We start from the raw sequence: 23377 nt of genomic DNA, 5'->3' as shown, positions 1-23377 counted from the left end.
TCGGAAGGCGGGTTCGATCCCCCGCCGCGAAACGGAGTACCCCCATGCGCGCAGTAATCATCCGGACCTTCGGCGACCCGAGTGGGATGGAGGTGACGGACCTTCCCGTCCCGACGCCCGGAGTCGGCGAGGTCCTCGTTCGAACAGAAGCGATCGGCGTCGGCGGGGTTGATGTCGTGATCCGCCGAGGCGGGATCGCCGAAGCAACCCGCGACTCGGGGATGATCCCGGGAAGCGAGACCGCCGGTGTCGTGACAGCAACCGGGGCCGATGTCGACCCCGGTTGGCTCGGTCGCCGCGTCTGGGCGTTCACGGGGATCTCGGGCGGGTACGCCGAGCACGTGATCGCTCGCGCCGACGAGATCGTCGCGCTGCCATCCGAACTCTCGTCCATCCAGGCCGTGACCCTGGGCGGCGCGGCACCGGTCGCGCATTTCGCGCTCGAACGCGCTCACCTCGTCGAGGGCGAATCCGTGCTCGTGCGGGGTGCCGCCGGAAGCATCGGTCTGGCCGGCGTTGAGCTGGCCGCTCGCGCCGGCGCCGCGACCATCGCCGTCACCACGTCATCTCCCGAACGCGGGGAGCGGCTGCGGGCGTTCGGCGCCACCCACGTGCTCGACCGCGCCGGCGCGGGCGACCCGAAGGCCCCGGCCGAGTTCGACGTCATCCTCGACATCGTCGGCGGCGCCGATCTTCCCAGGTTCATCGAACGACTCTCGCCCAATGGTCGCCTGATCGCCGTGGGCGTGGTCGGCGGTTTCCCGCCCGCTGACTTCGGCACGGCGCTTCTGTCCGGCTTCCGCCGATCGATCACCTTCGGAACGCTCAGCCTCGATACCGTGCCACGCGACGAGCTCACCCGGGTACGAGGCGAGATGTTCGATGACGCCGTCAGCGGCATCCTCTCCCCCGTGGTTCACGCCACACTCCCGCTGAGCGCTGCCGCCGAGGCGCACCGACTCATGGATGCCGGTGAGGTGTTCGGGCGCATCGTCCTCATACCCTGAGCGGGTTCTCGCTGCTGAGGGCGCAGCTCGCATCGTCATGTGAGACTCATATGAGACAAAAGGCGCTTCGGGCGCAGGAGGCATAGAAAAAGCCCCGGAGATCCGCGTGTTTCCGCGGTTCTCCGGGGCTTGTCGGTGGGCTGTTGGCACAACTACTCATTGCGCCCCTCAGCGCCCCGCTGTCTTCCTGTCTTTCCTGTTTCTGCGTCTGTATTTTCCTGCTTCGAGCATGAGCGGATCAGATGGGGCAGGGTTCGCCTTCGGCACCGGCGCGATCCTGAGGCGTGTCGTGGAAGTCGAAACCGCCGATGACCCAAGGCATTCCGCTAGTGCGCTCGAGGAGGCGAGCCGACTCACAGTCTTCTATGCCCGACAGAGGTCATCCGGTGGGCCGACTCGCGTCATACGCCGAGCCGGCCCGGGTACTCACGGACGGATCAGAACCTTCAGCGCTTCACGGGAGTCCATGAGGCGGTATGCCTCAGCGATCTCCTCAAGGGGCAGTTCGCGGTCGAAGACCTTGCCTGGGTTGATGGTGCCGTCGATGACCTGCGGAATGGCCGCCTCGAGGTAGGCGCGGACTGTGGCTGGCCCGCCGGTGAGTGTGGCGTTCTTTCCGAAGAGCGACATGAACCCGACCGCGGCGTTCTCGTACTGGGGGACGCCGACGCGGGAGATCACTCCGCCTGGGCGGACGATGCCGTACGCCTGCTCGTAGGCGGGCATGTGTCCGACGGCTTCAAGGACAACGTGCGCCCCCTCTCCGCCAGTCAGCGCCAGAACCTTCGCAACGCCTTCTTCGCCACGTTCGGCGACGACGTCGGTCGCTCCGAACTCGCGACCAAGATCGGTGCGCGCGGTGTGGCGTCCCATCAGGATGATCTTTTCGGCACCGAGCTGCTTAGCCGCTAGGACCGCGGAGAGGCCGACGGCCCCGTCACCGATGACGGCAACGGTCTTTCCGGCTTCGACACCACCACGGATGGCTGCGTGATACCCAGTGAGGTAGACATCAGACAGGGTGAGCAGCGAGGGCATAAGAGCTTCGTCGGTGCCTGCGGGGATCGCGACGGCGGTGCCGTCTGCATACGGGATGCGGAGCTTCTCGGCCTGCGTGGCCGACGGTGCCGCATCGAAGAATCCGCCGTGCACGCAGGAGGTGGTGATCCCGTCCCGGCAGTATGTGCAGGTGCCGTCCGACCATGCGAAAGGCACGATGACAGTGTCGCCGATGGCGAGAGTGGCGACGGCGTCGCCAATCTGCTCGACCACGCCGATGGCTTCGTGTCCCATGTGGCGGCCCTCAGGGGTGTCCCCGAGGTCGTGGTACGGATGCAGGTCCGACCCGCAGACGCAGGCGTACGTCACGCGGATGATCGCGTCGGTCGCCTCTTCGATGATGGGTTCGGGAACGTCGACGACGCGAACGTCGCCGGCGGCGTACATGAGTGTTGCGCGCATGATGGTGTTTCTTTCTGTCGGTGTCAGTTGGTGAAGGGAATGCTGAGGATACGGTCGTCGCCGTCGCGAGGCCCAGATCCGTAACCGTCCGTGTTGCTGGTCAGGAACCAGAGGGTTCCATCCGGGGCTTCGGCAACGTGGCGAAGACGTCCGTACGTGTCAGAGAAGTAATCGGTGGAGGTGCTGGGATCAGCGACCGGCACTGCACGCAGGGTCTGACCTCGAAGGTTGGCGATGAAGACCGTCCCCCCGACCACCGCGATGCCGCTGGGACTTGCCTCCTCGGGCGTCCACTGCTGCACCGGGTCGACGTAGTCCAGGTTCTCGCCGATACCCTCCACGACGGGCCATCCGTAGTTGGAACCGGGGGTAATGATGTTCAGCTCATCCCAGGTGTTCTGCCCGAACTCGGTGGCGAACAGGGTGCCGTCGTCTGCCCAGGCAATCCCCTGCGGGTTGCGATGTCCGTAGCTGTAGACGAGCGAATCCGGGAAGGGGTTGTCGTCGGGAGCGGCTCCGTCGGGGGTCATGCGGAGGATCTTTCCGGCGAGGTTGTCCAGATCCTGCGCGTTCTCGCGACCTCCGGCGTCACCGGTGGTGGCGTAGAGCATCCCGTCCGGCCCGAATGCGATTCTGCCGCCGTCGTGATAGCTGGCGGCCGGGATGCCGTCCACAACGGTCTCAGGCACGCCAAGAGTCAGCGACCCGGGTTCCCCATCGAGGGCGAAGCGTTGGATGCGGTTTCCATCGGGGCCGGTGGAGTACGCATACAGTCGCTGCTGTTCGTCGACAGCTATACCGAGGAGCCCCGATTCGCCTTGCTGGACGATGTCGTCGATGGTGCCGACCACCCGAGTGGTGTCTCCGGTGAGCTCGAGGATGTTCCCGGTATCGCGTTCACTGATCAGGGCAGTTTCGCCTGCGAACGCAACCGACCACGGTGTCACGAGTCCGGAGGCAAGGACGGTGGGATCACCCTGTGGGACGCCCTGAGCTGAGGGAGTCTCGGGGGTCGAGGATACCGGAGCGGGGGTCGTGGCCTGCTCCATCTCCGGGGCGGGAGTGCAGCCAGAGAGCAGGACAGCAGTGGCGAAGGCGGCCAGCGCGGTGGCCTTACCCCGTGAGCTGAGTGTCTTCATGGTTTCTGTGTCTCCGAGTTCACGGTTTCAGGGCCGATGCGGGATGGTCAGTTGTCGAGCGTGTCGGCGTACCGACGGAACTCGCCACGCGTGGTGTGCATGTTCCAGAGCACTCCGGCCAGAACGTCCGGGTCGTGGGTCGCATCTCCCGGTATGATTCCGCGCGGGATGATGAGTTGTCCGACGTGGATGCCCTCCGGCTGCAGCGTCTCGTGCAGCATCTGCCCGTAGGCGGTCTGCCCAGCAAAAGCGATTGACGTCCCGGCGTAGGACGCGTTGTAGCGCACGGCGCTGTCTCCGTTGATGAACAGGATGGTTCCCGCTCCGAGGAATCGCATACCCTGCACAACCTGATGCACCGCAGCAACGGGAGCGTAGATGGAGAACTCAGCCGCGCCGACCAGATCCTCGGGCGTGGTCTCGAGGACAGGGCGGAGGAACTCCTTCTGGGGCAGAGGGTTATAGGTCAGCACCTCGATGGCGCCGAGTTCCTGCGTCGCCCGATCCAGTGCCTCGCGGACGCTCGCGGTGTCGCGGACATTCGCTACGTAGCCACGCGCGGTGATCCCTATCTCGGCGAGTTCCGCGGCCAGGGCGTCGAGGCGATCCTGGTTACGTGCAATGAGGGCAACGCTGTGGCCTTCGCCTCCGAAGCGGCGGGCGATGGCTGCGCCCAGTCCGGGCCCGGCGCCGATGATTGCGGTAGTGGTCATGAGGTTGACTCCATTCGATTCGCGGTGAGGTGTCAGTCGACGATGGTGGTGGTCACAGACCCGCCTTCGAGCAGCGACAGCTGCTCTCAGGCGACGGGGGTGGGGTGCGATGCGGTATCCGTGCGCAGCGAGCTAGGCGTGTGAGCGCGCCGCCGCGCCAGGAGGAGGCAGGCAGCGGCGGCGAGAAGCACGGTGACGACGGTGGTGACACCGAGAGGCAGAATGCTGAGCGCTCCGGCGACGCCGACGAACGGGGCGGCGATCCCGCCGAAACCGAACCGGACCATGCCGAGCAGGGATGATGCGGTGCCGGCCATCTGCGGGTAGTCGGAGAGCGCGAGGGTGGTCGCCGGAGGCGCGGTGATCGCGACGCCGCTCGACAGCGCGAACAGAGAGACGATGACGATCCACAGCGGCATCGGCGTCAAGCCGGCGATGAGAAGTCCGATGGCACCCAGCCCGGTGACGACGACTCCGACGCCGAGGGTCCCCGAAACGCTCCAACGCTCTGCCGCACGGCCAGCGAAGTATCCGAAGATCATGTGGCCGGCGGAGTTGAGCCCGAAAGCCGCTGCGTACCACTGGGGAGTAAGACCGTAGATGTCCTGCAGCACGAACGTCGAACCAGCGAGATAAGCGAACAGCGCGGCATACAGGAACCCCTGATTCAACACCGCGCCGAGGAACACCCGGTCACTGAAAAGCGTGCGGTAAGACTGGAGCGTCTGGCCGAACCCGCCGCTGGTGCGCTGCTCCACCGAGAGCGTCTCCTCGAACACGAGCAGAGTGATGACGAGGATTGCCACACCGATCACCGCGAGGAACATGAAGAGTCCGCGCCAGTCGGTGAAGGTGTTCAGTAGGCCACCGAGCAGTGGTCCGACGATGGCGGCGAACCCACCGATGACGGTGAGCCGGCCGTAGAAGCGGATGAGCGCCTTGCCCTCAAAGACATCGCGGCCGGCCGCGGTGGCGATGACGATGCCGACGCCCCCGGCGAGCCCCTGTACGAGGCGGGCGAGGATGAGCAGCTCGATGGAGGGACTCAGCGCACACAGCACCGAAGTGAGAATGTATGCCACGATTCCAATGAGCAGGATCCCTCGACGTCCGAACCGGTCAGACAGAGGACCCGCGAGCAACTGTCCCGCAGCGAGCCCGATGAGGCACGCCGTCACCGTCAACTGCGCGACCGAAGTGACGGCTCCGAGCTGCGCGGTCAGCGCCGGCAGTGCGGGAAGGTAGAGATCCATCGAGATCGGACCGAACACCGTCAACAGCAGAAGAACGGACGGCAACAAACGACGGGTCATAGTCGAGGAGGACGTGGAGGGCATGGATTCCATGCTCCGCGCTTGCCGGTCCGAGTGGGAGTCCCTGCCGAGGGGTGTACTGATAGAGGACCCTTCCGGGAGGGGACTTCTAGAAGAATCAGCACCTGGTGGCCCCCGCCCACGAGCGACCACATTAGGAGGACGAGCTTGCGCGTACACGTGGCGTTATCAGTCGGGATCGAGTTCGATGCTGACCTCTATGCAAACCCTGTAGCCGCTGACCTGGCCACCCGCCTTCCGATGGACGCGGTCTTCACCGATTTCAAGGGGGTCGAGAAAGTTGCGACACTCGAACGAGCGTTGCGCCTCAGAGGAGTGCCCGCAGAAGACTCGCCAGAACCGGGCGAGATCGGCTACTACGCGCCGACCCGCTCTCTCGTGTTCTACTACGGGTCCGTGGGCACCTGGCCAGGCCTGGTTCGTATCGGCCGATTCGACCTTGCACTGCCGACGCTCCGAGATCTTCCCGACGGATTCAGCGCACGCCTCACCCGCACAGATAGCGACCGCTGATGGCCCTCATCTTCGTCACCGGAGCTTCGACCGGCTTAGGCCTGAGCACCGCCACGACTCTCACCGCAGACGGGCACGACGTCGTCGTTCACGCGCGAACAGCTGCATCCATCCCGACGGGCGCGTGGGCAGGGACAATCACCGGTAACCTCGCCGATCCGGCACAAACTGTCGACGCTGCGCAGGCTGCGAACGCCTACGGTCGGTTCGACGCGGTCATCCACAACGCAGGTGCCCTCCATCCGCCTGAGGCGGTTGCGGTCAACGCTCTCGCAGGTTACGTGCTGACCGGAGTGATGCTCAAGCCCGGCCGGCTGATCTATCTGAGCAGCTCCATGCACCGAGACGGATCCACCGACCTGACCAAGTTGAGTTCCGGATCTGGGTCCTACAGCGACAGCAAGCTTTGGGTGACCGCGTTCAGCGCAGCAGTTGCCGCTCGCTGGGCGGGCACGGACAGTCACGCAGTCGACCCCGGCTGGGTCCCCACCCGCATGGGCGGCAAGAGTGCCCCCGATGACCTCGTCGAAGGACATCGCACACAGGCATGGCTGGCGACCACCCCCGACGTGACGCCCCGGACCGGCGGCTACTGGCACCACCAGCGCACGCGCGAACCGGCCCCACCAGTGCACGACCCTGTGTTCCACGCCGAACTTCTTGCAACACTGGCAGAGCTCACCGGTATCACACTGCCGTGAGCGAAACCATCATCGGCATGGGGCGAGGGAGGGGTGCACTGTCAGGGCATCCCACAGAACCTCGGAGTCAACCTAACCTGAGCGGTATGGACAATCGTGTAGAGGTGCGGGAGTTTTTGATGACCCGCCGGGCCCGGGTGTCGCCGGAAGCCGCCGACATCCCCGCGGGATCGAACCGCCGCGTCGAAGGACTCCGGCGCAGCGAGGTCGCTGCCTTGGCCGGGGTGAGCGTGGAGTACTACTCGAAGCTGGAGCGAGGAGCAATCGCCGGCGCCTCCGCAGCGGTTATCGACGCGATCTCCCGGGCTCTGCAACTCTCAGATGCAGAGCACGCGCATCTCCTCGATCTCGCACGCAACGCCGATGGCATCCCTTCCTCCGGGCGTCATCGTCGGCGCAGCAGCAAACCGGGTCCCCCGCGCCCGAGCCTCGAATGGGCGTTAGCATCCATCACTGACGCCGTCGCGGTCGTCAGGGATCAGCGGCAGAACCTAGTCGCGTTCAATGAACTCGGGCGCGCGTTCTACTCCCCGCTCATCGGTGATGGCGGCCGCGTTCCGAACTTCGCCAGGTTCCAGTTCCTCGACCCCGCGGCCCACGACTTCTACCCCGACTGGGAGACGTTCGCCGACATGTGTGTCGCGGTGATCCGCGCTGAGGCGGGCCGTGACCCGCACGACAAGGGTATTCAAGACCTCGTCGGAGAGCTCTCCACCCGTAGCGATCTGTTTCGCACCCTGTGGGCCGCGCACAACGTCCGAGCCCACGGCTCCGGCAAGAAGCGATTCCACCACCCCGTGGTCGGAGACCTGACCCTCGTCTACGAGGAACTCGCCATCACTGCTGAGCCCGGGAAGGTACTACTCATCTACTCCGCCGAGCCAGGATCTCCATCGGCGGAGCGCCTGAAACTGTTGGCGTCGTGGAACGCGGACGCACAGACGGCGACCGAATCCGCGACCTCCTGACCTCGGACCGCGGACAAGGCCCGCACTGTCAAGTAGCAGCACGACCAGTCATCGGCATGGTCGTGCGTGACGTGCCCAAGACAGCTCAAACTCGCTTTGGGCAGAGGCTCGCCCCATACAAGGGGTACCCGGCGCACGCAACCGGGGAGGGTCCCCTCTCAGTACATGCCCTCTCAGGGACTCCCTCCGACGTACCGGGGATTCGTACCGTTGAATCACGACTCCCCACCAATCTGAGAGGTCGACCATGAAGAAGAAGCTCCTACTCGCCGCACCCACGCTTGCCATCGGCGCGCTGCTGACGCTCACCGCCTGCAGCGCACCGGCTGCACAAGACGCCCCTGCCCCTGTGGTCGAGACCGCCACCTCGGACCCCATCATCGGGGAGTGGACGATGACGTCGCTCGAGTTCTCGACCGATGGAGAGTTTGCCGACGTTCCGTTCGGCGGACAGATCATCTTCACCGAAGCCGGCACCGTCGCGGTGCAGGCGCAGAACCCTGATGCAACCGCACCCGACACGGCTTACACCGTGCAGGGATACGAGGCGTTCTACGGCGACGCGACCATCGACGAGGACGCCGGAACATTCTCCGTCGAGGTGGAATCTGCTGCGGCGCGTGACCTCATCGGACAGACGCTGGTCCGCAACTTCGAGGTCACTGACGACACGCTCGTCTTGACCCCTGTGGATGCTTCCGAGGGCTGGCGCGTCACCTACGAGCACGCTTCCCGCTAAAACGGCGCCGCCCCGCACAAATGCTCCTCTGCTCTGACATGACGTCAGAGCAGAGGAGCATTGTCGTTCAGTTGCCGGCGCACTGTTGGTCTGTGGACCCGGCACCGTTCCGAAGAGCATCAATGACGCAGAACGGGCCGGGAACGAGAGGAATCTCGTTCCCGGCCTGACTGACACGTCGTAGACGTGGGTCTGGAGTGCTCAGCGCACCTTGGTCCAGGTACCGTGCAGCTGCACGAACTCTCCGCCGATGACGGAGGACGCCATGCAGGCTCCGTTGGTGTAGTCCTCGATATGGGTGACGTGGTCGAGAGAGTCGGGCTCGGTCCATCGGACCACATACAGCCCGTCGCGGACCTGAGTGGTGGTGTACTCCATCGTCTCGGTGCGGCCCTTGATGGCACCGCCGGTGACGAGGAACGACACGCGGGTGGCGGTCTCGAAGGTGATCTCGACGGTGAAGTGTCGGAGCGGAGTATTGGGGCCGAGGTCTGCGAGCCAGGTTTCTCCGACGCTGGGCAATGTTGCAGTGTTATCCATGATGTGTCCTTTGGTGTTGTGATGGTTTAGTTCGCGCGAGTGACGTTGATGTTGAAATCGAACGTGCCGAACGCGTTGTAGAGAGTGAAGAAGAGTCGGGCGTACATCTCCACGCCGCGAGCTCCGGTGATGTCACCGAGATCGATGATGGACTCGGTCGGCCATCCGAACTCGCCAAGAAGTCCTTCGACGATGCTCTTGGCGTCAGAGTCATCTCCGGCGACGAAGATGCTGTGCGGTCCGGGTACCCGGGTGGGGTCGATCATCACCTGGTAGTAGACGGAGTTGAGCGACTTCACGACCCGAGCGTCCGGGAAGGCGCGCTGGATCTGCTCACCCAAGCTGTCGGTGTTCGAGATGGTGAGGGTCGGCGGGAGACCCTTTGACAGATCCAGCGGGAGCGCAAGGTCGAGGAGCACCTTTCCGGCCAGCGGTTCCGCGCCGACGCCCTCCAGTGCCGCAAGTGCGTTCTGCCCGTTGGCAGCGTTGATCACGACCTCGCCGTGCGCGCCCGCTTCGGGGAGGGTGACGAGACGCACGTTGGAGTTCTCCTGCTGCCACTGCACGTAGGGCGGAGTGCCCATTCCGTCAGGCGTGGTGCGGGCAAGGGTCACGTCGACATCGCGTGTACCGATGACGACATCGTGTCCGAGGCCGGCGAGGCGTGCGGCGAGGCCGCGTCCGACCATTCCCGTGCCGATGATTGCGATCTTCATGGTGTTGCTCGTTTCTGTGTTCAAGCGGTTGCGCGGGGTGTGATCTCGACGGTCGCGGACCGGGGGCCGGCCGCGACCATCGGGGGGAGGTAGCTGCTGCCGCTGTACTTGGCGCGGTATGCAGCATCGATCTGGTCCTCCAGGGCGGCGTCGGCCGGCGCGAACCCCACCTCGAAGGTGTCACCGGCTGCGGTTATCCGTCCGGCACGCTGTGCGACGGCGGACTGGTACCACCGCGAGCGCGTGCCATTCCACGCCCGCACGAAGAGGCGACCGTCGACAACGACGGACCAGATCCAAGTGGGGGTGCCGTACGTGGATCCGTCGGCGCGGAACGGGGCGATGTGCAGGTCGTCGGTGGCGGCGATGCGGTCGATGTCGTGAGGTGACCAAGTCGTCATAGTGAACTCCTTTCGTCACCGCTCGCGGGTCATGTGCCGATTCAGCACCTCCATCGCGGGCGGGTGTGATTCCATACTCCGCCGGAGGATTGACCAGTGGCAGTCCCTGACAGGGTGCCCCACCACCGGAATACGAGACGTAGCCTCTACCTATGCAGATCGAGCACGAGATCAGAGACTTCCTGATGACCCGTCGGGCGCGGATCACCCCTGAGATGGCGGGATTGCATCCGCGATATCGACCTACGCCGGGGCGAAGTGCAGGTGCGCCGGAACATGACCCACACCAGCAAGGGCTACGTCCTCGGCACTCCGAAGACGGCGCGGGCCGTGCGAGACGTGCCGATCCTGGACGATGGCCTGTTCCGCGACCTCGGCGTCTACCTGCGCCAGCACCCACACCGCGACAACCTGGAGGCGGGGTTGTGGCCGGGCAAGGTACCGGGGCACAACAAGCTCAGCTTCGAGCGCGCCTTCGACCCCAAGGGCTTCTACCGGTACACGTTCAAGCCTGCCGCCACGCGGGCTGGACTTGACGGGCTGCACTTCCACGAGCTGCGCCACACCTTCGCCACGCTGGCGCTGGAGTCCCGGGCGCTCGACATGCATGAGCTATCCCGGGCGATGGGCCACGCGAGCTACGCCATCACGGACAAGGTCTACGCCCACGTCCGGCCGCGCGACTTCAGCGCGCACCGCGCGGCATTCTCTGCGCACATCTCGGCTGCGAGCGCGCCGGTCGCTCCTGTGGTCGCTATCGGCGGCTGATCCAGTCGCTAGTCTCCGATGATCTGGCGGCCGACATTCTTGAAATCGTGGCCCCAGCCCGAGCCTCGGTCACCAAGCACACCCTGCACACCAGCCATCGCGACCAAGTCCCAGTAGCGTTGCAGACTGTCTGCCATCCGCTCGTTTAGCCGTCTGTAGAACTCGTCCGAGAGTGAGTAGTCGGCGATCATCCGATGGAAAAGCGCTTCGAGTTCAGGCTCGTTCTCGAGGGCGATGCGCTCGGCCGCGTCCCAGAACACCTGCGGACTTTCCTCTCGTTGCGGATTCTCGGCTAGCGCGTCCAAGTAATAGAAGCGGCCCTCTTGCCCGTACCGATTCAACGCCGCCACGAGCGGAAGCCAAACAGGATCGTTCTCCACGGCGGCAAGCGCCTCATCCACCCAGTAGCGGTTGGTTGCCCGTCCGACATTGTCTCGGATCGCCTCTCGTAACAGCGTCTCCATCTTGACGATGTTGTGGCGGTACTCGTTCTTGAGCACGTTCAGAGGCAACCAAGTGCGACTCTCCGCGATGTGGTTGAGGCCGAGGCCGAGCTTCAGCATCTTCTCGACGCCAATGGAGAGCATCGTCATGATTGGGTCGCGCGTCGTTTCGATGAACGCTGCGGTTCGAAGCGCCCGAACGCCGTACGCGAGCAAGTGCTTCGCAGAATCAGAATCCTGGATGAAGTTCAGGCCTTGGAGAGTCGATAGGTCGTCGTCATAGGGGTTCGGCACGGGATCATCCTGGCAGAGGCTGTGGACAACCGGAGCCCTTTTGGAGCCCTTGGCGTTTGCCAGACATGCAGAAGGCCCGGAGACTCTTGCGAGTTTCCGGGCCTTTCTCGGTCGGGCTGACAGGATTTGAACCTGCGACCCCTTGACCCCCAGTCAAGTGCGCTACCAAGCTGCGCCACAGCCCGTTCCCTCCGCTTTCGCGAAGGCAACTCCACTATCTTAGCTGCACCGGACGGCGTCCGCGAAACCGGACCGTTGCCGAGTGTCGGATGCCCGGCGTAGCGTTCCGGCATGGCGACGATCACGACAGCGGCGGCGGCGACCGCCCGATGGGATGACGTGCAGCACGCGCTCACCGGCGGCGGGGATGGAGCGAGCTGTCAGTGCATCTGGCCGGTGCTCAGCAACAAGGACTGGAACGAGACGACCGCTCCGCAGCGCACTGAGATGTTCCGCAAGGAGATCGCTGCGGGGCCGCCGCCGGGCATCATCGCGTACGTCGACGGCGATGCTGCGGGATGGATCCGCATCGGCCCACGCACGATGCAGGCGCGCATCCCCCGCACACGAATCATCGCGGCGGCGACCACCGAACCCTTCGATGACGAGTCCGTGTGGGCTGTGACCTGCTTCGTGGTGCGCAGGGAGCACCGCGGCGCAGGGCTCAATCGTCTGCTGCTCGATGCTGCCGTCGACTATGCCCGATCCTCGGGCGCACGACTGATCGAGGGCTACCCCGTCGACACCCGCGGCGAGAAGCAGCGCAAAAACGACCTCTTCCACGGCACGCTGAGCACGTTCCTCGCGGCCGGCTTCGAGAAAAAGACCGAGATGAAGCCGGGGCGGACGCTCGTGGCGCTGACACTCGGCAACTAGCGTGGAGACATGACCGACGAGCATCCGACCATCGACGACGCCCAGTTGGGCGTCCTCACCCGAGCGACGACCGTGCTGACGGACGGCGAGAGCCTGACACACGACTGGTTCGTCGGGACACTCGCCACCGACGACGGGGAGCTCGAGCTCATGCTCGAGGGCACGACGGTCACTGAGGTCACGCCGCTCCTTCCTCGCCTGCGCGCGATCGTCAACGAGCTCGGCGGACTTCGTCGCCGGGCATCGGATGCCGTCGTCACCCGGTTCAGCCACAGCGACCCCGAGCCGCACGAACTCGACGAGGGGGCAGCCGACCTCACCCTCGACACGATCGAGGCAGCCGCGGACGGCACCATCGTGCTGCACTTCACCGACACCTGCGGCGATCACTTCCCCGAGGGGTACTGGCCGGCCGTGCACCTCGCACCAGACGACACCATCATCGACGTGACCGTCGAGTCCTGACCACGGAGACGACCCCGCCGGCGCGACCCTACGATGAGAGGATGCAGCGCCGTGCCTCGATGACTCTCCTGGTCTGGTGGTTCGCGCCCTTCATCGTCGCCTCCGCGTTGCATGTCATCCTGCTCGGCATCGGAAGCGAGCTCGCCGGGTTGACGAAGATCGCGCTGATGCCGCTGCTCGCGCTGGCGGTCGCCGCGTTCGCTCGACGTGTCCGGCCGCGAGCCGCGGTCGCCCTGTTGTTCGCCGCGTTGCTCTTCTCCTGGCTCGGCGACAGCGTGGGCGCGTTCTTCCCGACCGCGCCGGAGCTTCCACTCATGCTCGGCTTCTTCGGACTCGCCCACGTCGCGTACATCCTGCTGTTCGCCCGCCATCTAGCCCGCAAGCGGATGCCGTGGTGGGCACTGGTCTCCGTGGCGTGGTGGATCGCGATGCTGATCATCCTCGGACCGCACACCGGCGGGCTGTTCATCGCGGTCGCCGCCTACGGGCTGGTCCTCGCGGGCACAGCGGCGTTCGCGGCTCGCTGCAGCCCGGTGATCGCTGTGGGCGCGGCGTTCTTCCTCGCAAGCGACACGATCCTCGCGCTGCGCCTCTTCCTCCCCGACGGCCTACCCGCCTGGAGCGACCCGGCGATCATGTTCACCTACACGATCGGGCAAGGTCTGATCGTCGCCGGAGCTGTGCTCGCGCTGCAGAACAGGAGCATCGATGCCTGAATCCGTGCGGGTCGACAGCTGGCTCTGGGCGATCCGGGTCTACAAGACACGATCCGCCGCGACGACGGCATGCCGTGCAGGGCATGTGCGCCTGAACGGCGACAAGGTGAAGGCCGCGCAGGCCGTTCGAATCGGCGACGAGCTGCGCATCAGGATCGCCGGCTTCGACCGGATCCTGTTCGTCCGCCAGCTGCTCGTGAAGCGCGTCGGAGCACCCATCGCCGCGGCAGCATACGAAGACCGAACGCCTGAGCGCGAACCGCAGGCTGCGCTCGGGATGCGCGATCGGGGCGCAGGGCGTCCGACGAAGCGCGAACGGCGAGACATCGACCGTCTCCGCGGACGCGACGAGCGTGGCGGCGAGTTCTCCACAGACTGAACTCCCAATGTCGTACATATGTTCTACACTCTGACTATGTCCGACACCGCAGATCTCACCCTCGATCTCGAGGAGCGCCGCCGTCTCCTCGACGAATGGGTGCAGACGCGAACCGAGATCGCGCGACTCGAAGCCCGAGCATCGTCACTCATCTCGCAGCGCATCGTCGTGCACGATGCCGACGTGGCCGCGAGCCCGTTCCACCGGGATTCGATCTACCGCTCGATGATCGCCGAGTACTCCGCCGCAGGACGCCTTCCGATGGGGTCGGTGGGCTTCGCCTTCGCTCACGCGCTCGCGCTCAGCTCCTCGTTCACCGCCGTACGCTCGGCATTCGAGTCGGGCACGATCACCGCGGCACACGTCCGCGAGATCTGCCGTGCAGGGGCAGTCGTGTCCGAGGCAGCGCGGAATGAGAAGGCGGATGCCGAGACGCTCCGACTCTACGAGACCGCGGCGCTCGTGGTCGCCGAACGCGACACCGCGGCGCGCACACGAGTCCAAGCCCGCCAGATCGCCGCCGCGCTGGTCGGCGAGACGATCCGGGAGCGGCATCAACGGGCTGCGGAGGAGCGCTGCGTCACCGTCCGATCCCTCGATGACGGGCTGGCCCTGCTGACGGCGGTGCTCCCGGAGCATCTCGCCGTGGCGATCCGGGATCGGCTCACTCAGATGTCGCGCCATATCCTGCGCACCCGCGACGATCGTGAGCCGGTGCTCCCGTCCGACTCGCTCGACGATGGCGCTGATCCGATCTTCCCGTTCGACATCGCGCCCGAGAGCCGTGACGAACTCGACGAGGTCTCCGCGATGTTCGGGAGTTCAGTCATCTTCGGCGACTCCGATACGTTCACGACCGACCCGCTGCACGGACTCATCGATCCGCTCACCGACCCGCTGCACTCCCCCGATGTCGTGCACGTCCCGGCCGACCGGCGCACGGCCGACCAGATCCGTGCAGACCTCCTGGTCGACCTGCTGTTGGCATCCGACCCGAGCGAGGCACACGGATCGGGACTCGACGGCATCACGGCGCGGATCCAGGTCACGGTTTCAGCAACGACACTCGCAGGAGTCGACGACCGCCCCGCGGAGTTCGACGGGCACGGCCCGATGCACCCCGACATCGCACGCGACTTGGCCGGGCGAAACAGCGGATGGAGCCTCCTACTCGACTCGACGGGCCTGGTCACCGAAACCGATACCTACACCCCGACTGAGGGCATGCGTCGACATCTTCGCGCCCGGGATCAGCACTGCCGCTTCCCCGGATGCCGCATGCCGGTGCACCGGTGCGACATCGATCACAACCATGATCATGCGAAGGGCGGCCGCACTCGCCTCGACAACCTCAGTCATTTCTGTCGAGGCCATCACACGCTGAAGCACCCCGACATCGACGGCCGACATCGGTGGACTGCGCACGCACTGCCCGGCGGGGAGATCGAATGGATCAGTCCGATCGGTCGCTCGTACCGGGATCACCCATCACGCCGCTTGATGTTCGTCTGAAGAGTCGACGGTTCATCCGAGAGGTCGGGGCCGAAGCGAGTTCAGCCGTTGATGAGACCGCGGAGCCAACGCACGGAGGCGACCTTCGCACCGACGCCCTCGGCGCGGACGCGGAGCTCACGGTCGCTGGTGACGACGAAGACCGTCTGCCCGTCGGCGACGCGGCGAGCAGCGTCTTCGACGATGGCGTCATCGCCGGACGCGGGGGCTCGGATCACCGCCACGGCGGCGGTCGGGATCGTGAGGGCTCCGGTCGCCGCGACGGCGACACCGTCTTCCGAGTCACCCAGCGCACGAGCCTTGCCCTCGACGATGAGCGAGACCTCCGGGAACCAGCGCGTCCCGCCGAGACCGAGGTCCTCGGCAGGCACCGAGAGATCGGCGAGGTCCGAACGCAGCCGTGCAGCAGCGCCGGCGCGGTCCTTCCACCACCCGTCCGGCACCGAGCCGACGACGTTCGCGGCATCGACGACCACCGAGGGCCGCACCGTGAGCAACTCACGCAGCTCCGGCCATGACGCCTCGAACCCGGGATGCAGCGGCCTGTCGGCGACTTCGTCGATCGGCACCCATTCCAGCGCGACACTCTCGGGATCGCTGATCACCGGCTCGAACGGCTCGTGCACATCGGCGATGACCGTCGTGTACGACCAGATCCCGAGATCGAGCACACTCGTGAACCTGGCTCGGGCAGCGCCATCCGGGACGCCGGCTTCTTCCTGCGCCTCGCGCAGCGCGCCCACGATCGCGCTCTCACCTTCATGCAGTGCTCCACCGGGAAGGCCCCAGGTACCGCCGAAGTGGCTCCATGCGACTCGGTGCTGCAGCAGCACGCCACGATTCGGGTCGAACGCGAGAAGACCGGCCGCGCCGAAGCGACCCCAGTACTTCTCGCCCGTCGGGGCGACCACCCAGGCGTCACCTGGGTTGCGCGGCCCCGCGGGGCGACGCGGCTCACCGGGGGCTGGAGGAACGATCGTCACCCCTTCAGCCTTTCACAGCCGGGGCTGATCGGCACTCGATCGGTCACACATCGGAACAGGGCGCGGTCCGAAGGAACCGATGCCGCCGCAAAAGCCAGACAGGGCGCCCGCATCGCGAAGCGACGCGGGCGCCCTGCGGCGGCGAACCGGATCAGCGCTGGCGCTTCTCGCGGACTCGCATGTTGATGACGATCGGGGTGCCGTCGAACTCGTACAGCTCGCGCAGGCGACGCTGGATGAATCGACGGTATCCCGGGTCGAGGAACCCCGTCGTGAACAGCACGAACGTCGGCGGACGCGTCGATGCCTGGGTGCCGAACAGGATGCGCGGCTGCTTGCCACCACGCAGCGGGTGCGGGTGCTCGGCCACGAGCTCGGCGAGGAACGCGTTGAACTTGCCGGTCGGGATGCGACGGTCCCAGTTCTCGAGCGAGGTCTCGAGCGCGGGCACGAGCTTGTCGAGGTGGCGTCCCGTCTTCGCCGAGATGTTCACGCGCGGGGCCCAGGCGACGTGCGCCAGGTCCTGCTCGATCTCACGCTCGAGGTAGCGACGACGGTCGGCGTTCTCGAGGTCGGTGTCGTTCAGGCGGTCCCACTTGTTGAACGCGAGCACGAGCGCGCGACCCGACTCGAGCACGAGGTCGATGATGCGGACGTCCTGCTCGCTGATCGTCTCCGACACGTCGAGCACGACCACGGCGACCTCGGCCTTCTCGAGCGCGGCGGAGGTGCGCAGCGAGGCGTAGAAGTCGGCGCCCTGCGCCATGTGCACGCGGCGACGGATGCCGGCGGTGTCGACCAGGCGCCACAGCTTGCCACCGAGCTCGACGATCTCGTCGACCGGGTCACGGGTCGTACCCGCGAGCTCGTTGACGACCACGCGCTCTTCGCCGGCCGCCTTGTTCAACAGCGACGACTTGCCGACGTTCGGACGACCGAGGATCGCGACGCGGCGCGGTCCGCCGATCTCGGCCTTCGCAACCGCGGAGACGTCCGGCAGCTTCTTCAGCAGCTGGTCGAGCAGGTCAGCCACACCGCGACCGTGGATGGCCGAGACCGGATGCGGCTCGCCGAGGCCGAGGTTCCAGAGGGCAGCTGCCTCAGGCTCCTGACGGGCGTCGTCGATCTTGTTCGCGACGAGGAACACGGGCTTGCCGCTCTTGCGGAGCAGCTTCACGACGTGCTCGTCGGTCGACGTGGCGCCGACCATCGCGTCGACGACGAAGAGCACGACATCGGCGAGGTCGATCGCGACCTCGGCCTGCATGGCGACGGAGCGGTCGATGCCGCGGGCATCAGGCTCCCAGCCGCCGGTGTCGACGAGCGAGAAGCGACGGTCGGCCCACTCGGCCTTGTACGTCACACGGTCGCGGGTCACGCCGGGGGTGTCCTCGACGACGGCCTCGCGGCGGCCGAGGATGCGGTTCACGAGCGCCGACTTGCCGACGTTCGGGCGACCGACGATCGCCACGACGGGCAGCGCGGGGAAGAACTGGATGCCGTCCTCACCGAGCGTGATGCCGGCGAGGAGCGCAGCGTCCTCATCGTCCAGGTCGTAGTCGGCGAGGCCGGCGCGCAGGGTCTCCGCGCGCGCTTCGGCGAGCTGCTCGTCGAGCTGCTCCATCTTCTCGGCGAGCTGGTCGGGGCCGCCTTCGTATTCGTCGTCAGCCATGGTGTACTCCTCGGATTCGTTCGATCACCGCGAGGACGGCGTCGATGGTCTGTGTGAAATCGAGCTCCGTCGAATCGACGACCTCGACGCCCTCTGCGGCGTTCAGGAAGTCGACGACGGCGCTGTCGGATGCATCGCGCTTGTGCAGCGCAGCTGCGACGGCATCCGCGTTCTCGCCGGCGAGTTCGCCGGCGCGTCGAGCGGCGCGCACCTCGGGCGCCGCGGTGAGCAGGATGCGCACTGGCGCATCAGGAGCGACGACGGTCGTGATGTCACGGCCCTCGACGACGACTGCGGGATACGGCGACTCGGCGACGAGCGCTCGGAAGAGCTCGTTCACCTGGGCGCGCACCTCAGGAACACGGGCGACGCCGCTGACGGCACCTGATACGCGGGACTCACGGATCGCTTCCGTGATCTCCACATCCCCGACACGCACGGTGCGATCGTCGGGGTCGAGCCCCAGACGCACCGGGAAGTCGGATGCCGCGGCCAGCACCGCATCCGAATCCACGGTGTCTGCGCCACGATCGAGCACGTGCCACGCGAGTGCACGGTACGCCGAACCGGTGTCCAGGTAACCGAAGCCGAGTCGGCGAGCGATCGCCTTGGAGACGCTCGACTTGCCGGACCCTGCCGGACCGTCGATCGCGATGAACTTCGTCGCATCAGTCATTCGTATTCCCCGCGATCCGCCATCCGCGCTCCTGCAGGCCGGTGATGGCACCGTGCAGCGCAGCGGGCTCGACACTGATCTCCGCCAGTCCGAACTGAGCGCCAGGTGAGTGCTCCAGACGGAGGTCTTCGACGTTGACGCCGATCTCCCCGAGCTCGCCGAACAGCCGCCCGAGCTGGCCAGGCGTGTCGTCGATCATCACGATGAGCGACTCGAAGCGCCGGTTCTGACCGTGCTTGCCCGGCAGGCGGTCGACGCCGTCGTTGCCCTGGCGGATCGCCTCGGCGACGACTCGGCGGGCGCCGGGGGCCGCCGGCTCACGCAGCGCATCCGAGACCTCGCGGAGGTCGGCGGCGAGCGAGTCCAGGATCTCGACGACAGGACCGGCGTTCGCGCCGAGGATCTGCACCCAGAGCTCCGGGGCGGATGCCGCGATGCGGGTGGTGTCACGGACGCCCTGGCCCGACAGGCGCAGCGAGCCCTCGTCGGCGTCGGCCAGACGGCCGGCGAGCAGGCTTGCGACGACCTGCGGCACGTGCGAGGTGAGCGCGACGGAGCGGTCGTGCTCCTCCGGCGTCATCTCCAGGGGCATCGCGCCCACGTCGAGTGCGAGCGCTTCGACGAGCGCGAGATCCGCAGCCTTCGTCTCGCCATCACGGCAGACCACCCAGGGGCGGCCGATGAACAGGTCGGCGCGCGCCGAGATCGCTCCCCCGCGCTCACGACCCGCGAGCGGGTGCGAACCGATGTAGCGGGCGAGGTCGACGCCTCGCGACTGCAGCACGCGGAAGGGCTCGAGCTTCACGCTCGCGACATCCGTGACGACGGCACCCGGGAAGCGTTCGAGCTCGGCCTGGATGACATCCGCCGTGACATCCGGCGGAACGGCGACGACGATCAGCGACGGGCGGTCGTCATCAGCGGCGGCGCGGCCAGCGCCGTAATCGACGGCAAGGCGCAGTTGCGCTGGCGAGGCATCGGTGAGCACGACGTCGGTGCCCTTCGCGCGCAGCGCGTGACCGATGCTGGAGCCCAGCAGGCCGGCGCCGACGATGCGGACGGTGCCGGACAAGCGGGGCGCGACGGATGCCGACTGCCGCCCCGTGGGCACACTCGTATCGGTCACTCGTTCTCCTGCTGCTCGCCTGGCGCCTCGGCGGCACCGGAATCACGGCGCGACAAGGTGAGAAGCGCGCCGAGTTCGATTTTACCCAGTTCACGGGTCTTCCCCGCCGGGAGCGTTCCCAGGTGCAGCGGACCGAACTGCCGGCGCACGAGCTCGGTCACCGGGTGGCCGACCGCTGCGAGCATACGGCGGACGATGCGGTTGCGCCCGGAGTGCAGTGTGAGCTCGACCAGGCTCGACCCGCGGGAGGTGTCGAGCAGGCGCGCCTTGTCGGCGGCGATCAGACCGTCTTCGAGCTCGACGCCCTTCGTGAGCGTGTTGATCGTCTGCGCGGTGACCGTGCCCTCGACCTTGGCGATGTACACCTTCCTCACGCCGAACGACGGGTGTGCGAGCACGTGCGCGAGCTCGCCGTCGTTCGTGAGGATCAGCAGACCGCTGGTCTCGGCATCCAGTCGACCGACGTTGTAGAGCCGCTCCTCGTACTTCTCGGTGAAGAGGCGCAGGTCGGGCCGACCGTTCTCGTCCTTCATGCTGCTGACGACACCGGTGGGCTTGTTGAGCATCACGTAGCGCTTGGACACGTCGAGCTGCACCGCGGTGCCGTCGACATCCACGAGGTCGGTCTCCGGGTCGATGCGGCGACCGAGCTCGGTGACGGTGACCCCGTTCACCTTGATGCGCCCCTCGACGATGTAGTCCTCGACCACGCGGCGCGAGGCGACGCCCGCGGCAGCCAGCACCTTCTGCAGTCGGATGCCCTCGGGCTGGGTGGAGTCGGTGGAAGCGTCGAAGCCGCTCATCGGGTGGTCCCTTCGTGGAAACTGCAGTGCTGTGGCGCGCGGACGATATGTCCAGCGCGAAGATCGTGGTTCATCGGATGGTGGGCTCGTCGAAGCCGTCTGCGCCGTCGTCGAGCAGCGGCGAGATCGGCGGCAGATCGTCGAGCGAGTTGATGCCGAGGTGCTGCAGGAGCGCATCGGTCGTGCCGTAGTTGATCGCACCGGTCTCCGAGTCGGCGAAGAGCTCGGTGATCAGGCCGCGGGCGAGCAGCGTCCGCACGACCGAGTCGACATTCACGGCGCGGATCGATGCGACCTGGCTTCGCGTCACCGGCTGCTTGTATGCGATGACGGCGAGTGTCTCGAGGGCGGCCTGCGAGAGGCGCGCCGGTGCCTGCCCGCCGACGAACTCCGCGACCAGGTCGTCATGGTCGTCGCGCACGTACAGACGCCAGCCACCGCCGACCTCGCGGAGCTCGAAGCCGCGCCGCGGACCGTGCCCGTTCCCGTCATAGTCGTCGACGAGCGTCTCGACGGTCTGCCTGACAGCAGGCACGGGCGCGCCGACCGCCGCAGCGAGGGCGATGAGCCCGATCGGCTCGTCGATGATCAGCAGGATCGCTTCGACGCGCTCCGCGAGCGGGGTGTCGCGCACGACCTCATCAGGGGCAGCGGCGGTGTCATCGGTCATAATCGGCTCCCAGCGTCGCCAGTGTCTCGTCCGACCAGGAGTCGGCTGCCCAGCGGAGCGTCAGCTCGCCGAGCGGTTCCAGTTGCTCGAAGGAGAGCGCCGCGTGGCGGTACAGCTCGAGCACTGAGATGAAGCGCGCGACGACGATACCCGGCTCCCTGACGCCGGCGACGAGCTCGCGGAAGCTCAGCGACTCGGTGCCGCGCAGCAGGGTCACGACGATCGCCGCCTGTTCACGGATGCTGACGAGCGGCGCGTGCAGATGGTCGAGGCCGACGTGCGGGATCTCCTTCGGCGCGAACGCCAGCAGTGCGAGGGCGGCGAAATCATCGGGCGTGAGCGACCACACCAGTTCCGGTGTCTTGCGACGGTGCTTCTCGTCCAGCCGCACCGCGCGTACGTGCCGGCGGTCCTCTCGCTGCAGGCACCGGGCGAACCAGGCCGACACCTCCTTGAACGCGCGGTATTGCAGCAGCCGCGCGAACAGCAGGTCACGGGCTTCCAGCAGCGCAACCGCCTCAGCATCCACGAGCTCGCCCTGGGGCAGCAGGCCGGCCACCTTCATGTCGAGCAGCGTGGCAGCGACCACCAGGAACTCCGACGCCTGGTCGAGCTCCTCGTCGTCGTCGAGTTCCTTCAGATACGCGATGAACTCGTTGGTGACAGCACTCAGCGAGACCTCGGTGATGTCCATCTCGTGCTTGGAGATGAGATTCAGCAGCAGGTCGAACGGGCCGTCGAAGTTCGACAGGGAGACGCGGAAGCGGTGCTCCTCCGTCTCGAGGGTCGGCGCGGCATCGCTCGATGGCGCGACGACAGAGGTCACGTCGGAGGACGCGTCAGCGGGTATCTCGTCAGGCGACGGCGCCACGGGCGACCAGCTCCCGCGCCAGCCGCAGGTACGCCTGCGCGGCGGCGTGCTCCGGCGCGAACTCGGTGATGGGCACGCCCGAGACCGACGCGTCGGGGAACTTCACGGTACGACCGATCACGGTCTCCAGCACATCGTCGCCGAATGCCTCGACGACACGCTCGAGGACCTCGCGCGAGTGCAGGGTGCGCGGGTCGTACATCGTGGCGAGCAGGCCGTCCATCGTGATCGACGGGTTGAGTCGGTCGCGAACCTTGTCGATCGTCTCGATCAGCAGAGCCACGCCGCGCAGGGCGAAGAACTCGCACTCGAGCGGAATGATCACACCGTGCGCCGCAGTCAGCGCGTTCACCGTGAGCAGACCGAGCGACGGCTGGCAGTCGATCAGGATGACGTCGTACTCCCCGGTGACCTGGCGCAGGACACGGGCGAGGATCGTCTCGCGAGCGACCTCGTTGACGAGGTGCACCTCAGCGGCGGAGAGGTCGATGTTCGCGGGCATCACGTCGAGGCCCTCGACACCCGACTGCACGATCGCGTCGTGCGCGTCTCGCTTGGTGTCGAGCAGCAGGTCGTAGATCGTCGGCACGTCGTGCGTCTGGATCCCGAGTCCTGCCGACAGCGCACCCTGCGGGTCGAAGTCGACTGCCAGCACCTTCCGGCCGTACTCCGCGAGCGCGGCGGCGAGGTTGATCGTGGTCGTCGTCTTGCCGACGCCGCCCTTCTGGTTGCAGAGGGCGATGATCCGTGCGGGACCGTGGGATTTCAGCGGCTCTGGAGTCGCGAACCCGTGATACGGGCGGCCGGTGGGTCCCATGGGAATGTCGTCGGCTTTCTGTGCCTTCGCCCTGGACTTCGCTCTTTCAGCCACCGATTCTCCTGCTCCCTCGT

At 66.5% G+C, this 23377-nt stretch carries 27 protein-coding genes and 1 tRNA gene; 11 read left to right on the top strand and 17 right to left on the bottom strand.

Annotated elements, in window-relative coordinates; translation table 11 throughout:
* Positions 1–44: 44 nt before the first annotated feature.
* Positions 45–1007, top strand: coding sequence for a zinc-binding dehydrogenase (locus RS83_RS12740; RefSeq protein WP_045279924.1), 963 nt, complete (start codon positions 45–47; stop codon positions 1005–1007).
* Between the two features lie 426 nt (positions 1008–1433).
* On the opposite strand, the gene RS83_RS12735 is transcribed toward RS83_RS12740, so the two are convergent.
* The 4 genes from RS83_RS12735 to RS83_RS12720 form a co-directional block, all read right to left on the bottom strand.
* Complete coding sequence (locus RS83_RS12735; protein WP_082071667.1) at positions 1434–2468, bottom strand: zinc-binding dehydrogenase; 1035 nt, start codon at positions 2466–2468, stop codon at positions 1434–1436.
* A 23-nt stretch (positions 2469–2491) separates the two neighbouring features.
* On the bottom strand, positions 2492–3415 hold the full coding sequence (locus tag RS83_RS12730; protein ID WP_331454300.1) for a PQQ-dependent sugar dehydrogenase: 924 nt from the start codon (positions 3413–3415) through the stop codon (positions 2492–2494).
* A gap of 239 nt (positions 3416–3654) precedes the next feature.
* Positions 3655–4320, bottom strand: a complete 666-nt coding sequence (locus RS83_RS12725) for an SDR family NAD(P)-dependent oxidoreductase (protein ID WP_045280807.1) — start codon at positions 4318–4320, stop codon at positions 3655–3657.
* Between the two features lie 86 nt (positions 4321–4406).
* A complete protein-coding gene (locus RS83_RS12720; protein WP_156153207.1) occupies positions 4407–5657 on the bottom strand; it encodes a multidrug effflux MFS transporter in 1251 nt (416 codons plus the stop codon).
* Between the two features lie 144 nt (positions 5658–5801).
* Here RS83_RS12720 and RS83_RS12715 point away from each other — a divergent pair, with 144 nt between their 5' ends.
* The 4 genes from RS83_RS12715 to RS83_RS12700 all read left to right on the top strand — a co-directional run bounded on the left by RS83_RS12715 (position 5802) and on the right by RS83_RS12700 (position 8575).
* Positions 5802–6167: a cyclophilin-like fold protein gene (locus RS83_RS12715; protein WP_045279921.1), complete on the top strand. Its 366-nt coding sequence runs from the start codon at positions 5802–5804 to the stop codon at positions 6165–6167.
* Entirely contained in the window at positions 6167–6868 is a 702-nt protein-coding gene (locus tag RS83_RS12710; protein ID WP_045279920.1) for an SDR family NAD(P)-dependent oxidoreductase, read from the top strand. Before RS83_RS12715 ends, RS83_RS12710 begins: the two co-directional genes overlap by 1 nt.
* Before the next feature lie 86 nt (positions 6869–6954).
* The gene (locus RS83_RS12705; protein ID WP_045279919.1) at positions 6955–7836 is read left to right on the top strand and encodes a helix-turn-helix transcriptional regulator; all 882 of its coding nucleotides are present in this window, start codon (positions 6955–6957) and stop codon (positions 7834–7836) included.
* A gap of 247 nt (positions 7837–8083) precedes the next feature.
* On the top strand, positions 8084–8575 hold the full coding sequence (locus tag RS83_RS12700) for a lipocalin-like domain-containing protein (protein ID WP_045279918.1): 492 nt from the start codon (positions 8084–8086) through the stop codon (positions 8573–8575).
* Positions 8576–8776: 201 nt separating this feature from the next.
* Here RS83_RS12700 and RS83_RS12695 read toward each other — a convergent pair whose 3' ends face one another.
* From RS83_RS12695 to RS83_RS12685, 3 genes are read right to left on the bottom strand one after another with little or no spacing between them, the layout of a single operon-like run.
* Positions 8777–9115, bottom strand: a complete 339-nt coding sequence (locus RS83_RS12695; protein WP_156153206.1) for a MoaF-related domain-containing protein — start codon at positions 9113–9115, stop codon at positions 8777–8779.
* Between the two features lie 26 nt (positions 9116–9141).
* Entirely contained in the window at positions 9142–9831 is a 690-nt protein-coding gene (locus tag RS83_RS12690) for an NADPH-dependent F420 reductase (protein ID WP_045279916.1), read from the bottom strand.
* 20 nt (positions 9832–9851) lie between these two features.
* Entirely contained in the window at positions 9852–10232 is a 381-nt protein-coding gene (locus RS83_RS12685; protein ID WP_045279915.1) for a DUF2255 family protein, read from the bottom strand.
* 276 nt (positions 10233–10508) lie between these two features.
* Here RS83_RS12685 and RS83_RS12680 point away from each other — a divergent pair, with 276 nt between their 5' ends.
* Positions 10509–11000 carry a tyrosine-type recombinase/integrase gene (locus RS83_RS12680; RefSeq protein WP_052679109.1) on the top strand — a complete coding sequence of 164 codons (492 nt, stop codon included), beginning with the start codon at positions 10509–10511 and terminating at the stop codon, positions 10998–11000.
* An 8-nt stretch (positions 11001–11008) separates the two neighbouring features.
* Here the strand turns inward: RS83_RS12680 and RS83_RS12675 are convergent, their stop codons facing one another.
* Both RS83_RS12675 and RS83_RS12670 read right to left on the bottom strand, forming a co-directional pair.
* On the bottom strand, positions 11009–11737 hold the full coding sequence (locus RS83_RS12675) for a hypothetical protein (RefSeq protein ID WP_045279914.1): 729 nt from the start codon (positions 11735–11737) through the stop codon (positions 11009–11011).
* 111 nt (positions 11738–11848) lie between these two features.
* A tRNA-Pro gene (locus RS83_RS12670) sits at positions 11849–11922 on the bottom strand.
* 106 nt (positions 11923–12028) lie between these two features.
* On the opposite strand from RS83_RS12670, the gene RS83_RS12665 reads away from it, so the two are divergent.
* Genes RS83_RS12665 through RS83_RS12645 form a run of 5 tightly spaced genes read left to right on the top strand, consistent with a single transcriptional unit; the run spans position 12029 to position 15685 of the window.
* Positions 12029–12613, top strand: a complete 585-nt coding sequence (locus RS83_RS12665) for a GNAT family N-acetyltransferase (RefSeq protein ID WP_045279913.1) — start codon at positions 12029–12031, stop codon at positions 12611–12613.
* Positions 12614–12622: 9 nt separating this feature from the next.
* Positions 12623–13078 carry a hypothetical protein gene (locus tag RS83_RS12660; protein WP_045279912.1) on the top strand — a complete coding sequence of 152 codons (456 nt, stop codon included), beginning with the start codon at positions 12623–12625 and terminating at the stop codon, positions 13076–13078.
* Between the two features lie 41 nt (positions 13079–13119).
* Positions 13120–13794, top strand: a complete 675-nt coding sequence (locus tag RS83_RS12655; protein WP_045279911.1) for a lysoplasmalogenase — start codon at positions 13120–13122, stop codon at positions 13792–13794.
* Positions 13787–14173 carry an RNA-binding S4 domain-containing protein gene (locus RS83_RS12650; protein WP_045279910.1) on the top strand — a complete coding sequence of 129 codons (387 nt, stop codon included), beginning with the start codon at positions 13787–13789 and terminating at the stop codon, positions 14171–14173. Before RS83_RS12655 ends, RS83_RS12650 begins: the two co-directional genes overlap by 8 nt.
* 36 nt (positions 14174–14209) lie before the next feature.
* Positions 14210–15685: an HNH endonuclease signature motif containing protein gene (locus tag RS83_RS12645; protein WP_045279909.1), complete on the top strand. Its 1476-nt coding sequence runs from the start codon at positions 14210–14212 to the stop codon at positions 15683–15685.
* A gap of 41 nt (positions 15686–15726) precedes the next feature.
* Here RS83_RS12645 and RS83_RS12640 read toward each other — a convergent pair whose 3' ends face one another.
* The 8 genes from RS83_RS12640 to RS83_RS12605 all read right to left on the bottom strand — a co-directional run bounded on the left by RS83_RS12640 (position 15727) and on the right by RS83_RS12605 (position 23303).
* On the bottom strand, positions 15727–16668 hold the full coding sequence (locus RS83_RS12640; protein WP_045279908.1) for an NUDIX domain-containing protein: 942 nt from the start codon (positions 16666–16668) through the stop codon (positions 15727–15729).
* Positions 16669–16819: 151 nt separating this feature from the next.
* Positions 16820–18340, bottom strand: a complete 1521-nt coding sequence (gene der / locus RS83_RS12635; RefSeq protein ID WP_045279907.1) for a ribosome biogenesis GTPase Der — start codon at positions 18338–18340, stop codon at positions 16820–16822.
* On the bottom strand, positions 18333–19016 hold the full coding sequence (cmk, locus tag RS83_RS12630) for a (d)CMP kinase (RefSeq protein ID WP_045279906.1): 684 nt from the start codon (positions 19014–19016) through the stop codon (positions 18333–18335). The genes der and cmk overlap by 8 nt, the downstream gene beginning before the upstream one ends.
* A complete protein-coding gene (locus RS83_RS12625; RefSeq protein ID WP_045279905.1) occupies positions 19009–20142 on the bottom strand; it encodes a prephenate dehydrogenase in 1134 nt (377 codons plus the stop codon). Before RS83_RS12625 ends, cmk begins: the two co-directional genes overlap by 8 nt.
* Positions 20139–20945 (bottom strand): pseudouridine synthase, encoded by an 807-nt coding sequence (locus RS83_RS12620; protein ID WP_045279904.1) that lies wholly within the window; start codon positions 20943–20945, stop codon positions 20139–20141. Before RS83_RS12620 ends, RS83_RS12625 begins: the two co-directional genes overlap by 4 nt.
* Positions 20946–21015: 70 nt before the next feature.
* Positions 21016–21615: an SMC-Scp complex subunit ScpB gene (scpB, locus tag RS83_RS12615; RefSeq protein WP_045279903.1), complete on the bottom strand. Its 600-nt coding sequence runs from the start codon at positions 21613–21615 to the stop codon at positions 21016–21018.
* On the bottom strand, positions 21605–22441 hold the full coding sequence (locus tag RS83_RS12610) for a segregation and condensation protein A (RefSeq protein WP_419760985.1): 837 nt from the start codon (positions 22439–22441) through the stop codon (positions 21605–21607). The genes scpB and RS83_RS12610 overlap by 11 nt, the downstream gene beginning before the upstream one ends.
* Before the next feature lie 28 nt (positions 22442–22469).
* The gene (locus RS83_RS12605; RefSeq protein ID WP_045279901.1) at positions 22470–23303 is read right to left on the bottom strand and encodes a ParA family protein; all 834 of its coding nucleotides are present in this window, start codon (positions 23301–23303) and stop codon (positions 22470–22472) included.
* Between the last annotated feature and the right edge of the window lie 74 nt (positions 23304–23377).

This window comes from Microbacterium oxydans, assembly GCF_000956525.1.
Taxonomy (GTDB): Bacteria; Actinomycetota; Actinomycetes; order Actinomycetales; family Microbacteriaceae; genus Microbacterium; species Microbacterium oxydans_A.
Note: the sequence above shows the minus strand (reverse complement) of the source record. Positions and strands in the feature narration are given on the sequence as shown.

What these genes read in the sequence shown, in the direction of transcription:
- RS83_RS12665 (WP_045279913.1), top strand. Translation starts at nt 12,029, where the DNA reads ATGGCGACGATCACGACAGCGGCGGCGGCGACCGCCCGATGGGATGAC.
- RS83_RS12620 (WP_045279904.1), bottom strand. Translation starts at nt 20,945, where the DNA reads ATGAGCGGCTTCGACGCTTCCACCGACTCCACCCAGCCCGAGGGCATC.
- RS83_RS12735 (WP_082071667.1), bottom strand. Translation starts at nt 2,468, where the DNA reads ATGCGCGCAACACTCATGTACGCCGCCGGCGACGTTCGCGTCGTCGAC.
- RS83_RS12695 (WP_156153206.1), bottom strand. Translation starts at nt 9,115, where the DNA reads ATGGATAACACTGCAACATTGCCCAGCGTCGGAGAAACCTGGCTCGCA.
- RS83_RS12710 (WP_045279920.1), top strand. Translation starts at nt 6,167, where the DNA reads ATGGCCCTCATCTTCGTCACCGGAGCTTCGACCGGCTTAGGCCTGAGC.
- scpB (WP_045279903.1), bottom strand. Translation starts at nt 21,615, where the DNA reads ATGACCGATGACACCGCCGCTGCCCCTGATGAGGTCGTGCGCGACACC.
- RS83_RS12690 (WP_045279916.1), bottom strand. Translation starts at nt 9,831, where the DNA reads ATGAAGATCGCAATCATCGGCACGGGAATGGTCGGACGCGGCCTCGCC.
- RS83_RS12680 (WP_052679109.1), top strand. Translation starts at nt 10,509, where the DNA reads ATGACCCACACCAGCAAGGGCTACGTCCTCGGCACTCCGAAGACGGCG.
- RS83_RS12605 (WP_045279901.1), bottom strand. Translation starts at nt 23,303, where the DNA reads ATGGGACCCACCGGCCGCCCGTATCACGGGTTCGCGACTCCAGAGCCG.
- RS83_RS12725 (WP_045280807.1), bottom strand. Translation starts at nt 4,320, where the DNA reads ATGACCACTACCGCAATCATCGGCGCCGGGCCCGGACTGGGCGCAGCC.
- RS83_RS12660 (WP_045279912.1), top strand. Translation starts at nt 12,623, where the DNA reads ATGACCGACGAGCATCCGACCATCGACGACGCCCAGTTGGGCGTCCTC.
- RS83_RS12740 (WP_045279924.1), top strand. Translation starts at nt 45, where the DNA reads ATGCGCGCAGTAATCATCCGGACCTTCGGCGACCCGAGTGGGATGGAG.
- der (WP_045279907.1), bottom strand. Translation starts at nt 18,340, where the DNA reads ATGGCTGACGACGAATACGAAGGCGGCCCCGACCAGCTCGCCGAGAAG.
- RS83_RS12705 (WP_045279919.1), top strand. Translation starts at nt 6,955, where the DNA reads ATGGACAATCGTGTAGAGGTGCGGGAGTTTTTGATGACCCGCCGGGCC.
- RS83_RS12720 (WP_156153207.1), bottom strand. Translation starts at nt 5,657, where the DNA reads ATGCCCTCCACGTCCTCCTCGACTATGACCCGTCGTTTGTTGCCGTCC.
- RS83_RS12650 (WP_045279910.1), top strand. Translation starts at nt 13,787, where the DNA reads ATGCCTGAATCCGTGCGGGTCGACAGCTGGCTCTGGGCGATCCGGGTC.
- RS83_RS12700 (WP_045279918.1), top strand. Translation starts at nt 8,084, where the DNA reads ATGAAGAAGAAGCTCCTACTCGCCGCACCCACGCTTGCCATCGGCGCG.
- cmk (WP_045279906.1), bottom strand. Translation starts at nt 19,016, where the DNA reads ATGACTGATGCGACGAAGTTCATCGCGATCGACGGTCCGGCAGGGTCC.
- RS83_RS12685 (WP_045279915.1), bottom strand. Translation starts at nt 10,232, where the DNA reads ATGACGACTTGGTCACCTCACGACATCGACCGCATCGCCGCCACCGAC.
- RS83_RS12655 (WP_045279911.1), top strand. Translation starts at nt 13,120, where the DNA reads ATGCAGCGCCGTGCCTCGATGACTCTCCTGGTCTGGTGGTTCGCGCCC.
- RS83_RS12645 (WP_045279909.1), top strand. Translation starts at nt 14,210, where the DNA reads ATGTCCGACACCGCAGATCTCACCCTCGATCTCGAGGAGCGCCGCCGT.